Origin of the sequence: Micromonospora sp. NPDC004540, assembly GCF_040610095.1 — a bacterium.
GTDB lineage: Bacteria > Actinomycetota > Actinomycetes > Mycobacteriales > Micromonosporaceae > Micromonospora.
Window position 1 is genome coordinate 64,623 of sequence record NZ_JBEXLR010000011.1, and the last position, 13,409, is coordinate 78,031.

Below are 13,409 nucleotides of genomic sequence, written 5' to 3' on the forward strand. Positions count from 1 at the left end.
TTCTCAGAAAACTGCCTACCGGGATGGCAGTGGTGCGACCGGGCGGACCGCGGTGAACTGGTTGTGCTCGTACCGGGTGGCGGAAAGCAGCAGCAGCCACTCGTCGCAGCCCTGCCACGGATAGACGTCGGCGGCGCCGCCGCGTACGGTCCGGTGCCCTTCGCCGGTGCGTGGCCGGGCGTCGGCGGGCGCGCCCTCGAAACCGGGGATCCACACGTCGGCGCAGATCTCGTTCGCCGAGCCCATCGCCGCCACACCGAACGCGTTCTCGGCGGCCGCCGTCCGCTCCTCGTCACCGAAGTCGTCGAGGATGTGGTCCTCGCTGGGCTTCCCGTCGCCACGGAAGGTCAGCGTGGTGGTGCCGGCCCGGGCCGCGTACTCCCACTCGGCCTCGCTGGGCAGCCGGAACGGCAGAGCCGCCAGCAGGTCAGCCAGGTCGTCCTCGAGCCGGGCCGCGCCGGAGTCCTCGTCGGCGTAGTCGTCCTCGTATGCGGGCAGCCAGTGCCGCACCTGCGCGACCGTCAGCGGGTGCCGGGCGATCAGGAACGGTTCGACCCGCACCTCGCGTACCGGCTGGGCGTCTCCGGCGCCGGCGAAGAAGGGCTCGAGGGTGTCCTCGGCACCTCCGCTGCGCTCGATGGCGCGAACCGCGTCCAGCTCCGCGTCGGACAGGCCCATTCGGAACGTGCCGCCGGGCACCGCACGGAACACCACGCCCGACTCGGTGTGCCGCCACGCCGGACGCCCGGCCACGAACTCCTCGATCCACATGGCGCCGCACGCTAGCAGCCCAGCCGCCAGCTCGATCGCCGACCGGACAGTCGCCTCGTCACCCTGCCCGGAGCATCGGCCGAGTGCGGAGAAGTCCGCGTCGGTCAGGCCGACTCGGCGCTCCCGGGCCGTCCGAGGCTGCGACTGCCATCCTGTTCGTACCATCGCCCTTGTCGGTGTGGGAGGTCGTCATGGCGGTCGAGAATCGGGCAGGAAAGCCGAAGCTCCCACCACGCTGGTTCATCCGACTGGCCTGGTCGGTGCACCGGGGCCTGTACCGGGTCTTCCGCGGCCGGGTCGGGCTCTGGCGGCCCCGCGCCAACCGCTGGGGCACTCTGCGGCTGTCCACGACCGGGGCGCCGCACCGGCCAGCAGCGCAGCGTCATCATCGCGTACCTGGAGGATGGGCCGAATCTGTTCTCGCTGGCGATGAATGGATGGGGAGTTCCCCGAGTACGAGGCTCAGGTACCTTTACGCCTTGGCCATCGCCCAGGGCCGCCGACCGGCGTAGCGCGGGCGGTTCAGCGTCCCGGGACCGGGGCCGATCGAGGTCGATCTGACGAGGCTCTGGCCGTAGTGCGCCACCAGCGATGCGACGCCAGCGCGGCCAGCCCGGCGCCGGCGGTGTTGAGCAGTACGTCGTCCACGGAGGACACGCGGTCCAGCCGCAGGACGTACTGCGCGGCCTCGACCAGGACCGAGCAGCCCGCCGCGAGCGCCAGGATCCGCGGTACCGATGCCAGCGCCGCGAACCGCAGCGGGGCGAGGAACCCCAGCGCCGCGAACACCAGCAGGTTCCCGACGATCTGAACGGTCACCGTCAGCGGCCCGCTGGCGAGGATCGTGAGCAGGTCGCGCAGCGGTACCAGGCTCACCCGACCGGGGATGGCGCCGGCCCGGTCGCCCGGCAACATGATCATCCATACCCACGGCACCGTCCCGTAGACGATGCCGACCTCGGCCAGCGACATCCGCCATGCCGGCGTGGTGCCGGTGACACTGCGACGGCGTGCCAGCGCCCACACCGCCAGCGCGGCCAACGGCAGAGCGGCCACCGTGAGGAGTACGACGCCATTGAACGTACCGACCCAGCCGTGCCACCCCTTGACCATGCCGCCTCCGCTTCCGTCCGACCGCGAAATCTACCGGGCCGGGCCGGGCCCGTCGTGATGGTCAGGCAGGTTTCCGCTCGGTGATGTAGTCATCCGCTCCGCTCGTTGCGGCCTGCTCAACCTTCTCCCTCATCGCCCCCGAGCGGCGGCGTACAGCGCCGGCCAGGCCGGGTCGTAGGGGGTGATCGTGATCGCCGAGACCGGCACGTCGGCGGGCCGGTCGCCGACCGCTCCCACGACGATGCGGTCGGGAGTGAGCGGGGTCAGCGGCACGCGTATGTCGACCGTCCGCTGTATCAGGAGCACTCTCTTTGGCCCGATGACCAGCAACTATGGACAAGCGACCCATACCTGTGCTCATAGACGGGGGTTACGCTTTCGTCGGACGCGGCGTGGCGCACTGGCCGGTGTCTGGAGGCGAGCCATGGTACGCAGAGGTCTGGCTGTGCTGCTGGGTGCGGCGTTGTGGTTCGTGGGGCTCGCCGGGAGTGCGTCGCCGGCCCAGGCGCTGCCCACCCCGAGCGGATACTCGATCACGGGCGTTGACGTGTCCTACTTCCAGGGACCCTCGCTCGACTGGGCCGCGGTAGCCCGGGGAGGCGCGAAGTTCGCCTATATCCGGGCCAGCGAGCAGGACGGTCGCGTGGTGCCGCACAACAATCCTGATCCGTACTATGCCACCAACCATGCCGGCGCCCGGGCCAACGGCCTGTACACCGGGGCGTACCACCGAGCCCGCCCCGACCTGAGCAGCGGCAAGCAGCAGGCGGACGTCCTGCTCAGCTTCGCTCCCTACAGCTCCGATGGACGCAGCCTCCCGCCGATGCTGGACATCGAGTGGCCCCGGACCGATTGGGGCCTGAACGACTGCTACAACATGACACCCGCCCAGCTGGTGGCCTGGGTCCGGGACTTCGTCACCGAGATCGCGGTACGCACCGGTCGACAGGCCATGATCTACACCAACAAGAACTGGTGGGATCCCTGTACGGCCAGCAGCCAGAGCTTCGCGGCGAACCCGCTGTTCATCGCCAACTATTCACAGAATCCGCCGCCGCTACCCGCAGGCTGGTCGTCTTTCACGGTCTGGCAGCACGGCGCGGGCGCCCCCATCCCCGGCTCCGACTTCTCCACGCCCGATCTGGACGTCTTCAAGGGCGACTTCGCGTCTCTGGCCCGACTGCTCGGCGGTCCCGCGACCAGCCTGCTGGCGACCGTCAACAACCGCCACGTGACTGCGGAGAACGCGGGCGCCTCAGCCTTGATCGCCAACCGGACCGTGATCGGCCCGTGGGAGCAGTTCGACCAGATCGATGCGGGGGGCGGGTTCGTGGCGTTCCGTGCCCGGGCCAACGGCCGGTACGTCACGGCGGAGAACGCCGGCGCCTCGCCGCTGATCGCCAATCGCACAGCGGTGGGGCCTTGGGAGAAGTTCCGCTTCGTCACCAACACCGACGGCACGGTCAGCCTGCTGGCCAACGCGAACAACCGGTACGTGACCGCGGAACAGGCCGGCACCCGGCCCCTGATCGCCAACCGGACCACCATCGGCTCCTGGGAGAAGTTCCGCGTCGTCACGCCGCCGACGCCTGTCACCCTGCTGGCCAACGCGAACCTGCGGTACGTCACGGCGGGCAACAGCGGCGCCTCAGCCTTGATCGCTAACGGGACCATGATCGGCCCATCCCAGCAGTTCGACCGCATCGACGTGGGTGGCGGGTTCGTGGCGTTCCGCGCCCAGGTCAACGGCCGGTACGTCACGGCCGAGAACGCCGGGGCCTCGCCGCTGATCGCCAACCGCACAGCGGTGGGGTCCTGGGAGAAGTTCCGCCTCGTCACCAACACCGACGGCACGGTCAGCCTGCTGGCCAACGCGAACAACCGGTACGTGACCGCGGAACAGGCCGGCACCCGGCCGCTGATCGCCAACCGGACCACCATCGGCTCCTGGGAGAAGTTCGTCCGGATGACCAGTTGACCGCTGAGACTCATGCGAGCCGTGGACACCGTGTGAACAGGCGTCGGGTGGTTCCCGCTGGCGGGCCGATCGCGGCTATTGCGCCCTGCTGGCGATGTCGAAGCGCATCGTGTCGGCGTCCTCGAACGACTCGACCGTGCGGAACCCTTCAGCGGCGTACAGCCTCGCGGCGAAGTTCGCCCGCTCCACGCTCAGCGACACCGCGGGGATGCCACGCTCTCGTGCGGCGTCCAGAACAGCGCGCAGAAGCGCCCGGCCCACACCTCGGCCCCGCCAGGTTTCCACCACGCCGATGGTCAGCTCTGGCACGTCGTCACTCACGTACCCGTAGCCCGGATCAGCGGCGGTCAGGTATCGGAACCAGGCCGCGCCGACCGGCCGATCACCCGGGTCGACCGCGACCAGGCCGAAGTCGTCGGGCTGCATCCAACCGGTGACATAGTGAGCCAGCGCGGGATTCGCCAGGACCTGCTCGCGAGACCAGTTGCGCTCAGGCATCCAGTTCACGGCCTCCACGAGCATGTCGACCAGGAATTCGGAATCGGCCGGGGTGGCGGCGCGGATGCCGAGGTCGGTCACCGCCGAAGCCTCGCACACAATTTCCGACAGAGCCAGCGAAACCAACAGCGGCCGTCAGGCGGTGGCCGCGGGATCGCGGGGCGTCGCGCGGAGCGCGTACCCTCTGCCGCGTGATCCGCAAGAGGGCGCGTACCTCGCTGGCGGCGCTGACGGCGGTCGTAGTCGGCGTCGGGCTGGCGGGATGCGCCGCCGGGTCGACCGACCCGGCACCCGCCTGGCACGGGGCCACGCCGGGCCCGACGCCGCTCGCCACCGGCACCGCGACGCCGGAGCCGAATGCTCCGGTCGAGGTGAGGCTGGCCTTCGCCGGTGACGTCCACTTCACCGGGCGTACTCTGCGCCTGCTCGACGATCCGCAGACGGCCTTCGGGGCGATCGCTTCGACGCTGCGCGACGCCGACGTCACGCTGCTCAACCTGGAGACGGCGGTGACCGACCGGGGCACCCCCCAGCCGAAGACCTACCACTTCCGGGCTCCCAAGACCGCCTTCGCGGCGCTGCGCGCAGCCGGGGTCGACGCGGTGTCGATCGCCAACAACCACATCCTCGACTACGGCCGGCAGGGGCTCTCGGACACCCTCGACGCCGCGGCGGAAGCCCGGTACCCGGTGTTCGGCGCGGGCCGCGACGCCGACGCGGCGTTTGCGCCCTGGTTCACCACCGTGCGAGGGCTGCGGATCGCGGTGCTCGGCATGTCACAGGTGCATGACCTGGCCGGCTCGTGGCGGGCGACGGACACCCGACCGGGGGTGGCAATGGCGTTCGATCCCGCCCGGGCCACCGCCGCGGTACGTGCGGCGCGGGAGCACGCCGACCTGGTCATCGTCTTCATGCACTGGGGCGTGGAGGGCAGTTCGTGCCCGAGCGGAGAGATGAAGACGTTCGCCGGAAGGCTGTCCGAGGCGGGCGCCGACATCGTGGTCGGTACGCACGCGCACACGCTGCTGGCCGACGGCTGGCTGGGCCAGACCTACGTGCACTACGGACTGGGCAACTTCCTCTGGTACGGCAATTCGCACAGCACGGACTCCGGGGTGCTGAAGCTGGTCGTACGCGACCGGACAGTGGTGAAAAGCCAGTTCGTCCCGGCGACGGTTTCCGGCGATGGTCAGCCGGTGCCGGCCACCGGGGTCAGCAAGCAGCGCATCCTCGACAAGCTCGCCACCGCACAGCGGTGCACCGGCTTGGCGGCAAAGCGCCCCGGATAGCGCGGCGGACGGCGCCTTCAACGTCGTAATCGGGATCGTGCTGATCTCCCATGCGCCGGACGCCGCGTTCGGTACTCAGCGGTGCGACCCGAACCTCGGTGGTGGCCCGTTCCAGGGCGAGGACGTCTGGGTCTTCGCCCTGCCGGCCGCGCAGCAGGGCAACTTCACCTCACTGACCATCGAGTTCGCCACGGAGGGTGGCCCCGTCACGGAGACCATCACGACGACACCGGCCGGTGACCGCGCGATCGTCGGCAACCGGGCGTGGATCAGGACGCCAGCCGGCCTGTCCTCGACCGGCGAGCTGGTGAATCCCTTCGCCCTCACCAACGCCAGGGCGGTGATCACGGGCACCGACGGAACATTCGACCTGGCGCAGACCTGCCCGGCGAGCGGCGGGACACCCCGCCCCAGCCTGCCGGTGACCGGCGCGGCAATCTCCGGCCCGACGCTCGGCAAGCTCACTGCCGTGGGCGGCGGTCTCATCCTGGTCGGCCTCGTACTGCTTCGCGCGCAACGGCGTCGTCGCTACGTCGCCTGACCTGAGCCGGTCCATCCGTACACGGGGTACTCCCCCGGCAGGACCGCGTCAGCCGTCGCCCATGGATGGATCTGCTGTTGGCCGGGACCCGACATGTCGGGTCCCGACCAACAGCTGCCCGTCCAGGTTTCGCATCTCGGCCCCGACATCCCGCAGGTCAGCCCGAGGGCAATCCTGGCCAAGTCGGCCCAGGGTCCGGCGGGTTTCCGTACGCTGCGCTGAGTGAAATGGGCACGTTCCTTCGTCGCGCTGGCAGCGACTCTGACCGTAGCGGCGTGCGACGCCGCCCGGATCCCACCGGCGGGTGCGCCCACCCGTTCCGCGCCGGCCGCGTCCCCGTCCCAGCCTGCCGAGATCACCTTGGCGTTCGCGGGCGGCGTGCACTTCGCCGACCGTACGCGTGATCTGCTCGACGACCCGGCGACCGCGTTCGGGCCGATCTCGTCGACCCTGTCGGCCGCGGACCTGGCGATGGTCAACCTGGAAACGGCGGTCACCACGCGGGGCGCTCCTGAGCCGAAGGAGTTCCATTTCCGGGCGCCGGCAAGCGCGTACGACGCGGTGAAGGCCGCCGGCATCGACGTCGTGTCGATCGCGAACAACCACGCGCTGGACTACGGAAGGGCGGGACTGGCCGACACCGTGGACGCGGCCAGGGCCGCCGGGGTGCCGGCCGTCGGGGCGGGCGCCGACGCTGCGGCGGCGTACCGGCCGTGGATCACCAAGATACGAGGCACCAGAATCGCCGTACTCGGGTTCAGCCAGGTCGCCGAGTTGTGGTCGCAGTGGAGGGCCACAGAGACCCGGGCCGGCATCGCGATGACCAGGGACCTGCCCCGCGCCGTCGCCGCGGTTCAGGCCGCCCGGCAGCAGGCCGACGTGGTCGTGGTCTACGTCCACTGGGGTACGGAGGGCGAGGCGTGTCCACCCGACGAGGCTCGCGCGTTCGCCGGCGAGATGGCCCGCGCGGGCGCCACGATGGTGGTCGGCACCCACGCGCACCTCCTGCTCGGCGACGGGTGGCTCGGCAGGACCTTCGTCCAGTACGGGCTCGGCAACTTCGTGTGGTGGCGCGACGACGCGTACAGCAACGACACGGGGGTGCTGCGGGTCACCCTCGACGGATCGACGATCTCGAAGACCGAATTCGTGCCCGCGACGATCTCCCGACGCACCGGCCGACCCGAACCCGCCGGCGGGGACGACGCGGCCCGGATCCGCCGGGAGTATGCGGACCTGCGCGCCTGCACCGGACTCGCCGCGAGCCCCGCCCCCTGATCGATCCGAACACTTGGGGCACCACCAAGGCGCAGCTACCGCAGCCCGTCTCATGCACTCCTTAGCGCCCGCGAAGAGGTGGGCCCAGCAGGCAGTCCGACGCCCACCGGCCTCGCGGTATGACGCCGCCGTCCAACAGCCGGCACCAGCCGGGCGGGGGCGGACAGCCCTGACCACTTCGGTGTGCCCTCTCGGCGGGCGGGGCGGATCGGGCTATCTCAGACCGCCGTCACCATCCAGAGGTGACCGTCGGGGTCGGCGAATGTGCCGACGTAACCCCACGGCTGCTCGGCTGGGGGCGTCACGACCCGGGCGCCCGCAGACCGGGCCTGCTCGACGATCCGCTGGACCTCCGCCGGACTCTCGGCGCTCAGACCGAGCACGCACTCACTGCGGTCCCGATCGGCGACCTCATGGTCACCGATGACCCAGCCAAAGCCTCCGCTCGGCACCAACATCAACCGCAAGCCGTCGTTCACGGTGAACTGCAGCGGCTCGGGGATTCCGTCCGCTGCCGGCTCGCCGAGCGCCGCCAGGCCGAGGGCCTCGGAGTAGAAGCGGTGCGACGTCGGGCGGTCCCGCGATCGGCAGGCTGACGATTACGGGCGAAGTAGGCATGGTGGCAACTCCAGGTCTGGGCGGAAACTGTCACCGTGACGGACCGGCCTACCGGTCAAAAATCATCGCTCGACGCCGAGCCACCTGGCACATGCTCCCCGAAGTTGCAGCGGAACTTGGGGGCCGGGCTCGGCCCACCAGCGGACCCACTGTGTGCCCACACGCCCGTGATGTCTCTCGACTCGGACCAGATTTTGGCGAGTCATCTACAGTCGGCCGGTGGATGTCGGCGGCGTCGTCGAATGTGGCCTGGTGGTCTTCGCAGGCCCCAGCTTCCTCTTCCTCCTTGCCGTCCTCACGGCCCGATGGAAGCAAAAGGACTAAGCCACGACGCGCTGGACAGCCGAGGCGCCCCTGACCTCTCTGTGGCCGATGAGGGTCACCCGGTCGCCGACGACGTCTTCACCACCTGGTACATGGCGTGGTCCTGCCACCGGCCGGCGATATTGAGGTATTCCGGCGCCATGCCGAACTGCACGAACCCGTTTCGTTCGAGCACTCGCTGCGATCTGGCGTTGTGCAGCAGGGTCTCTGCCTGCACCCGATGCAGCCCGAACTCCTCGAAGGCCACCCGCACGATCTCGCGCACCGCCCTGGTCGCGAACCCTTGGCCATTGTGGCTGGCGCTTACCCAGTAGCCCATGGCGCATGACTGAAAAGGGCCACGCACGATGCCGTTGAGCGTGATGCGGCCGATCACGCGACCGGAGTCGTCGAGGATGACGTGGGGCAGCTTTGATCCCTGCTCGTGCTGCTGGAGATCGGCTTCGATGACGGCGTGCTGGCCGTCTGCCGTGAAGTAGTCCTCGCTCCGGATCGGGTCCCACGGCGCAAGAAACTCACGGTTGACGCGGAGCAACTCGGCCAGGGCCAGCGCATCCTCGGAGGTAACGAGTCGGGTGATCTTCACCCACCCATCGTCGCAGGCAGGCATCTCTCCTTCCTTTCCAGGCTGCCCGAAGGCGGAGGCGGGTGTCATCAGTTGTCACCGCGTTCGCTGCCTTCCTGCTGCCTTCAGCGCCCAGTTTCCCTGAGCGGGCTCACCACTCGCCGGACGAGGTCTTCCGCTTGGCGGCATAGAGAACCGCGTGGTTCCACCCAGGCCACGACTGATCCGGCTCTCCCACGTAGACCCGAGTAACGATCGCTGAGCTCTGCTCGGGACCGCCCTGAAGGCACGCATCGAGGTCCGCCGCGATTTCCTCGACGTCTTCGTCCACCTCCGACGTCTGCTGCCCGATGAGCGGAAGTTGTCAGATGGTTCTGAACCGCTTGCCGCGATCGATGCAAGCTCGCACCACCGCAGCTAGGGCAAGGCCCTAGCATTGCCTTCATGATCGAGAACTTCGCGGATCGGCTCCTGTGCGACATGGCCGGCCTCGATCCCTGCACAGCGGTCGTCGAGGCTGGCGAGCAGGATGTCGATGGGCTTACCGACTACAGCCCCGAGGGCCACCAGGCCCGCGCCGACCTTGCAGCCCGCGCCCTGCGCGAGCTCGAGATCTTGGGTGACGCACTGCCGGCCGCGACCCCGCTGCACGCACACCTCGCCGAACGGCTGCACACGCGTGTCGCCTTCCACGACGCCGGGGAGGACCTGCGCGAACTGCACGCGGCGGCCACCGGTCCACTCGAGCTTATCCGCCAGGCCGTCGAGGCCGCGGTTCCCAGCCGCGGCGCCGAGGGCGCGGCCTTCGAGGAGGGCTGGGCTCGTGTCGGCGCACGCCTGGCCGCGATCCCCGCGGCCATGGACGGGTATGCCCGCAGTCTCCTACTCGCCGCGGAGCGCGGCAATTTGCCGGCGCGGCGTCAAGTGGAGCTCGTCACGCAGCGCTGCCGCAACTGGATCGACGATGATGTCGCCCTGGTGGATCGCTACGGCGAGGGGCGTCAGCGGGCGTCGTTGCAGGCCGCAGCGACGGGCGCGCGAGTGGCGTACCAGAAACTGGCCGAAATGCTGACCGCGGACCTGGCGCCGCGGGCCGTTGAGGAGGAAGCGTTCGGCCAGCAGCGGTACGCACTCTGGGTGCGCACCTTCCTCGCGGCCCAGCCTGATCTGCGCGAGCTGTACGACTGGGGCTGGGACGAGTTCCGAGCGATAGAGGCAGCGCTGATCGCGGAAGCGAAGGCCCTGGGCGGGAGCGTGCCAGAGGTGCTTGCCTGGCTCGCCAGCCCCGACACGCCCGGCACGCTGCACAGCAGGGAGGCGTTCGCCGCGTGGCTGCAGGAGCTGTTGGAGGCCGCCACCGAGCGACTGGACGGCGTGTACTTTGACATCCCCGCGCCGCTGCGGCGCATCGAGTCGCGGTTGACGACGTCGTCCGGCATTGCCTACATCAGGCCGTCGCGGGACCTGACGCGGCCGGGCCGGGTCTGGTGGTCCCTCCCGGAGGACGCAGCGAGTTTCCCCACCTGGTACGCCTACAGCACCGCCTATCACGAGGGCGTTCCCGGCCACCACCTCCACCTCGGCTCGGAGGTCTGCCGGGGAGGCCTCGGGCAGCGGCTGAACCTGCTCGGCGGCCTCTCCGGCAGCCAGGAGGGCTGGGCACTGTACGCCGAGCGGTTCATGGACGAGCTCGGGCTCTATGAACAGCCGGGTGCTCGACTCGGACATCTATACATGCAGCTCCTGCGGGCGGCACGGGTTGTGCTCGACATCGGCCTGCACCTGCAACTGCCGATGCCGTCAGGTGACAGAGCAGTGTGGACGCCGGATGCCGCGCTGGAGTTGCTGCGGGACCGCTGTCACCAGGGGCCGTACGCCTCCGCCGAACTCGGGCGTTACCTGGGCCGGCCAGGGCAGGCGCTGGCCTACAAGGTGGGTGAGCGCGTGTGGCTGGCAGGCCGCTCGTCCTTCCCTGGCGACCGGCGCGCATACCATCGTCACGCGCTGGAGCTGGGTTCGCTGGGCTTGGATCAGTTGACAGCCGCCCTCCAGAATGACCACGCACCACTCGCGCACCGCGATGAAACAAGCCAGGGATCGCGCTTGTAGCTGCACGTGTCGACGACATTGAACCGCTACACCCACTCCACGGCTGAGCGTGACCGCCGGGTGTTGAAGTCCGTTGCTGCCTTCTCGCTGCCTCCGAGCAACAACTGACCCTCAGATACGAGTCAAGGCCCCTCGATCGAGGGGCCTTGAGCTTGCTTTATTTATGGTGGGCGATACTGGGATCGAACCAGTGACCTCTTCGGTGTGAACTCTCGGCGAGCCGGTCGGGTCGGGCTTGATACGAGGCCAAACGGCCTGCTGAGGCCCTTCTTGGCTCGGTTTGGCTGGCACGGTAGCTGTACTTCGCTGCTGTACTGCTGGTGTCAGACGAGGCGCTGGATGCGAACCTTCGGGCGCTCGTTTCTGAGGTGGCTTTGCTTGTGCTGGTGGACCTGCTCGTTCCAGACCTCCTGGTCGTAGTCGGCGTCGGGTGGGATCCACCGGTGGGAGCCGTCGCTGTAGTGGAACTTCTCGTCGCCGGGTCGCAGGATGCTCATCGGGTCCAGCCGAGGAACCGGTGGTGCAGGTGGCCGGCGGGGACGTGGGCCAGGTCCTGGGTAGCGTCGACGAGATGGGCGGCCAGGTAGAGGGCCAGCGACACTGGGGCGCGCTCGTACTCGGCTCGCAGCTCCCGGCGGCGGGTCTGGCAGGGCCACTCCCCCGCACAGCCGCCGCAGGACCAGGCCGGCTTGGCCGGGTGGTGAGTGGTCATCGCGGACCGTCCTGCTCCGCGGGCTGCTCGAGCCGGCGTTGCGGAAAGAAGCTGCTCGACGGGATGTCCTGGCTGGGCCAGTGACCACGGTTGATCGGAATGCGGTGACGGCTGCGGCAGGGCAGGGTCGCGCCGCAGCGGCAGATGTGCCGCCAGTGCCGCCAGGACCAGACGGGCCGGTGGCGGCGGGCGAGGGTGAGGGCTGCCGCCAGGAGGTACTCGTCGTAGGAGATCCGCTTCATCGGCTCGCCACAGCCGCCGGAGCCACTCTTCGCCGGGTTGGGGAGTTGGAAGGGAGCACTGCCGCCTCCTCGTGCTGCAGGTGTCCGGAGGCGTGGATGCCCGATCGCGGGGGATGCGCCGGACATCCACGCCGGCGAGGACGGCCCACAGCGCCAACCGGGGGAATCGACCTCCTCGGCAACCTCCCATAGGTACCGTTGGGTAGTCAAGGGCTGACGTAGGTGGTCTGCTCGTGTTGCCAACCGAGGGGAACACCGTGCCACCGCGTTACCGCTACGAGCAGATTGCCGACGACCTCGCCGAACGCATCGCGTCCGGTGAATTTCCGCCGGGCTCCAAGCTGCCCAGCCGACGGGAGTTGATCGAGCACTACGGCGTCACGGAGCCGGTGATCGACCGAGCCATGCAGGTGCTACGGATCAAGGGGCTGACCGAGACTCTGCCCGGCGTGGGCGTGTTCGTCGCGGAGTAGCCGCATCTGCTCGCCGTTGCGGCTGCCAAACCTCTTCGACGTGAACGCGGTCATGGCGCATCGATTGAACGGCATCCGCTGCCGCCTTGCGGCCCTGAGTACGTTCACGATGCCGCCTGTCGACGTGTTGCGCCAGCTGCTGCTGGCGGTCTCGCCGCTTGCCGCCAAATACTCAGAGCACAGGCCAGACTCCGGGTAGGCCGTGGCCGGGTAACCGGCTGCGACCAATCTATGTCGGATCACGGCACGTCGGCAGCGTCACCCGCGCTCTATCGACCATGCGACGGAGCTGGCGATGACGGCGACGGCGACGGGCCGTCCGTCGAGTTGCTGGATGCGGCCGCCCATGCGGAACCAACCATCCACGCTAAGGCGACGGCAAGGATCACGATAGCCCCCCGCACAGCCGCCCAGAACGCCTTCAATAGTTGCGGCACGAGCGCCTTCGTCTTCTTGTAGTCCGACCAGGCCCGATGAGCGACCTGATAGGCACGCCCGGCCAGAAACCCGATCGCAACACTGATGATGACTAGAACGGACGCGCTCGTGTTCATCCACTCACGTTTGCATGATGCATTGCCGATGGTCACTGGGCCAAAACAGCAGCAGTGGTGACGGGTTGTCGACACCTGCGCGCCGACACCCGCACCCGGCCTCGGCGCGCCAGCCGGCGCGCTCGTCAAGCAGTTCCCCACCGTGTGGACCCACCGCCACCGCGCCCAGGGCGTCGCCATCTACGCCCGCCACGGCCGCATATGGACCGTCACTGACCTACTCATCGCCGCCACCCGCATCATGCGACATACCCAAGTCGGTGGCGGTGGTTCCGACCAGACCCGGCTGCATCGACCTGGCCCTCAGCCAGTCCACGCGGCTCGCAGGACCTATCCCGTCGGTC

At 69.1% G+C, this 13,409-nt stretch carries 16 protein-coding genes; 6 read left to right on the plus strand and 10 right to left on the minus strand.

Going from position 1 to position 13,409, the window contains the following annotated elements:
- Nucleotides 1–15: 15 nt before the first annotated feature.
- From ABZV78_RS06185 to ABZV78_RS06195, 3 genes are all read right to left on the minus strand, one after another.
- On the minus strand, nt 16–771 hold the full coding sequence (locus ABZV78_RS06185; RefSeq protein WP_355635804.1) for an SUMF1/EgtB/PvdO family nonheme iron enzyme: 756 nt from the start codon (nt 769–771) through the stop codon (nt 16–18).
- Between the two features lie 522 nt (nt 772–1,293).
- Complete coding sequence (locus ABZV78_RS06190) at nt 1,294–1,884, minus strand: VanZ family protein (protein ID WP_355635806.1); 591 nt, start codon at nt 1,882–1,884, stop codon at nt 1,294–1,296.
- Nucleotides 1,885–2,013: 129 nt separating this feature from the next.
- Nucleotides 2,014–2,157 carry a hypothetical protein gene (locus ABZV78_RS06195; protein WP_355635808.1) on the minus strand — a complete coding sequence of 48 codons (144 nt, stop codon included), beginning with the start codon at nt 2,155–2,157 and terminating at the stop codon, nt 2,014–2,016.
- A gap of 46 nt (nt 2,158–2,203) precedes the next feature.
- Here ABZV78_RS06195 and ABZV78_RS06200 point away from each other — a divergent pair, with 46 nt between their 5' ends.
- Nucleotides 2,204–3,862 (plus strand): GH25 family lysozyme, encoded by a 1,659-nt coding sequence (locus ABZV78_RS06200; protein WP_355635810.1) that lies wholly within the window; start codon nt 2,204–2,206, stop codon nt 3,860–3,862.
- A 75-nt stretch (nt 3,863–3,937) separates the two neighbouring features.
- Here ABZV78_RS06200 and ABZV78_RS06205 read toward each other — a convergent pair whose 3' ends face one another.
- Nucleotides 3,938–4,441, minus strand: a complete 504-nt coding sequence (locus tag ABZV78_RS06205) for a GNAT family N-acetyltransferase (RefSeq protein WP_355635811.1) — start codon at nt 4,439–4,441, stop codon at nt 3,938–3,940.
- A gap of 110 nt (nt 4,442–4,551) precedes the next feature.
- Between ABZV78_RS06205 and ABZV78_RS06210 the strand changes: the two genes are divergently transcribed.
- The 3 genes from ABZV78_RS06210 (at nt 4,552) to ABZV78_RS06220 (ending at nt 7,468) form a co-directional block, all read left to right on the plus strand.
- Nucleotides 4,552–5,649, plus strand: coding sequence for a CapA family protein (locus ABZV78_RS06210; protein ID WP_355635813.1), 1,098 nt, complete (start codon nt 4,552–4,554; stop codon nt 5,647–5,649).
- A gap of 37 nt (nt 5,650–5,686) precedes the next feature.
- The gene (locus ABZV78_RS06215; protein ID WP_355635815.1) at nt 5,687–6,190 is read left to right on the plus strand and encodes a hypothetical protein; all 504 of its coding nucleotides are present in this window, start codon (nt 5,687–5,689) and stop codon (nt 6,188–6,190) included.
- 222 nt (nt 6,191–6,412) lie between these two features.
- Nucleotides 6,413–7,468 carry a CapA family protein gene (locus ABZV78_RS06220; protein WP_355635817.1) on the plus strand — a complete coding sequence of 352 codons (1,056 nt, stop codon included), beginning with the start codon at nt 6,413–6,415 and terminating at the stop codon, nt 7,466–7,468.
- A gap of 218 nt (nt 7,469–7,686) precedes the next feature.
- Here the strand turns inward: ABZV78_RS06220 and ABZV78_RS06225 are convergent, their stop codons facing one another.
- Complete coding sequence (locus tag ABZV78_RS06225) at nt 7,687–8,004, minus strand: VOC family protein (protein WP_355635869.1); 318 nt, start codon at nt 8,002–8,004, stop codon at nt 7,687–7,689.
- Between the two features lie 461 nt (nt 8,005–8,465).
- Nucleotides 8,466–8,996: a GNAT family N-acetyltransferase gene (locus tag ABZV78_RS06230; RefSeq protein ID WP_355635819.1), complete on the minus strand. Its 531-nt coding sequence runs from the start codon at nt 8,994–8,996 to the stop codon at nt 8,466–8,468.
- 423 nt (nt 8,997–9,419) lie between these two features.
- On the opposite strand from ABZV78_RS06230, the gene ABZV78_RS06235 reads away from it, so the two are divergent.
- On the plus strand, nt 9,420–11,084 hold the full coding sequence (locus ABZV78_RS06235; protein ID WP_355635821.1) for a DUF885 domain-containing protein: 1,665 nt from the start codon (nt 9,420–9,422) through the stop codon (nt 11,082–11,084).
- 323 nt (nt 11,085–11,407) lie between these two features.
- On the opposite strand, the gene ABZV78_RS06240 is transcribed toward ABZV78_RS06235, so the two are convergent.
- Genes ABZV78_RS06240 through ABZV78_RS06250 form a run of 3 tightly spaced genes read right to left on the minus strand, consistent with a single transcriptional unit; the run spans nt 11,408 to nt 12,038 of the window.
- Nucleotides 11,408–11,581, minus strand: a complete 174-nt coding sequence (locus ABZV78_RS06240) for a hypothetical protein (RefSeq protein ID WP_355635822.1) — start codon at nt 11,579–11,581, stop codon at nt 11,408–11,410.
- A complete protein-coding gene (locus tag ABZV78_RS06245) occupies nt 11,578–11,796 on the minus strand; it encodes a flavin reductase (protein WP_355635823.1) in 219 nt (72 codons plus the stop codon). Before ABZV78_RS06245 ends, ABZV78_RS06240 begins: the two co-directional genes overlap by 4 nt.
- Nucleotides 11,793–12,038, minus strand: coding sequence for a hypothetical protein (locus ABZV78_RS06250; RefSeq protein ID WP_355635824.1), 246 nt, complete (start codon nt 12,036–12,038; stop codon nt 11,793–11,795). Before ABZV78_RS06250 ends, ABZV78_RS06245 begins: the two co-directional genes overlap by 4 nt.
- A gap of 233 nt (nt 12,039–12,271) precedes the next feature.
- On the opposite strand from ABZV78_RS06250, the gene ABZV78_RS06255 reads away from it, so the two are divergent.
- Entirely contained in the window at nt 12,272–12,511 is a 240-nt protein-coding gene (locus tag ABZV78_RS06255) for a GntR family transcriptional regulator (RefSeq protein WP_355635826.1), read from the plus strand.
- 269 nt (nt 12,512–12,780) lie between these two features.
- Here the strand turns inward: ABZV78_RS06255 and ABZV78_RS06260 are convergent, their stop codons facing one another.
- Nucleotides 12,781–13,065 (minus strand): hypothetical protein, encoded by a 285-nt coding sequence (locus ABZV78_RS06260; RefSeq protein WP_355635828.1) that lies wholly within the window; start codon nt 13,063–13,065, stop codon nt 12,781–12,783.
- Between the last annotated feature and the right edge of the window lie 344 nt (nt 13,066–13,409).

Coding starts and splice junctions, on each gene's coding strand:
- ABZV78_RS06235 (WP_355635821.1), top strand. CDS start 9,420: ATGATCGAGAACTTCGCGGATCGGCTCCTGTGCGACATGGCCGGCCTC.
- ABZV78_RS06185 (WP_355635804.1), bottom strand. CDS start 771: ATGTGGATCGAGGAGTTCGTGGCCGGGCGTCCGGCGTGGCGGCACACC.
- ABZV78_RS06200 (WP_355635810.1), top strand. CDS start 2,204: ATGACCAGCAACTATGGACAAGCGACCCATACCTGTGCTCATAGACGG.
- ABZV78_RS06240 (WP_355635822.1), bottom strand. CDS start 11,581: ATGAGCATCCTGCGACCCGGCGACGAGAAGTTCCACTACAGCGACGGC.
- ABZV78_RS06245 (WP_355635823.1), bottom strand. CDS start 11,796: ATGACCACTCACCACCCGGCCAAGCCGGCCTGGTCCTGCGGCGGCTGT.
- ABZV78_RS06250 (WP_355635824.1), bottom strand. CDS start 12,038: ATGAAGCGGATCTCCTACGACGAGTACCTCCTGGCGGCAGCCCTCACC.
- ABZV78_RS06190 (WP_355635806.1), bottom strand. CDS start 1,884: ATGGTCAAGGGGTGGCACGGCTGGGTCGGTACGTTCAATGGCGTCGTA.
- ABZV78_RS06260 (WP_355635828.1), bottom strand. CDS start 13,065: ATGAACACGAGCGCGTCCGTTCTAGTCATCATCAGTGTTGCGATCGGG.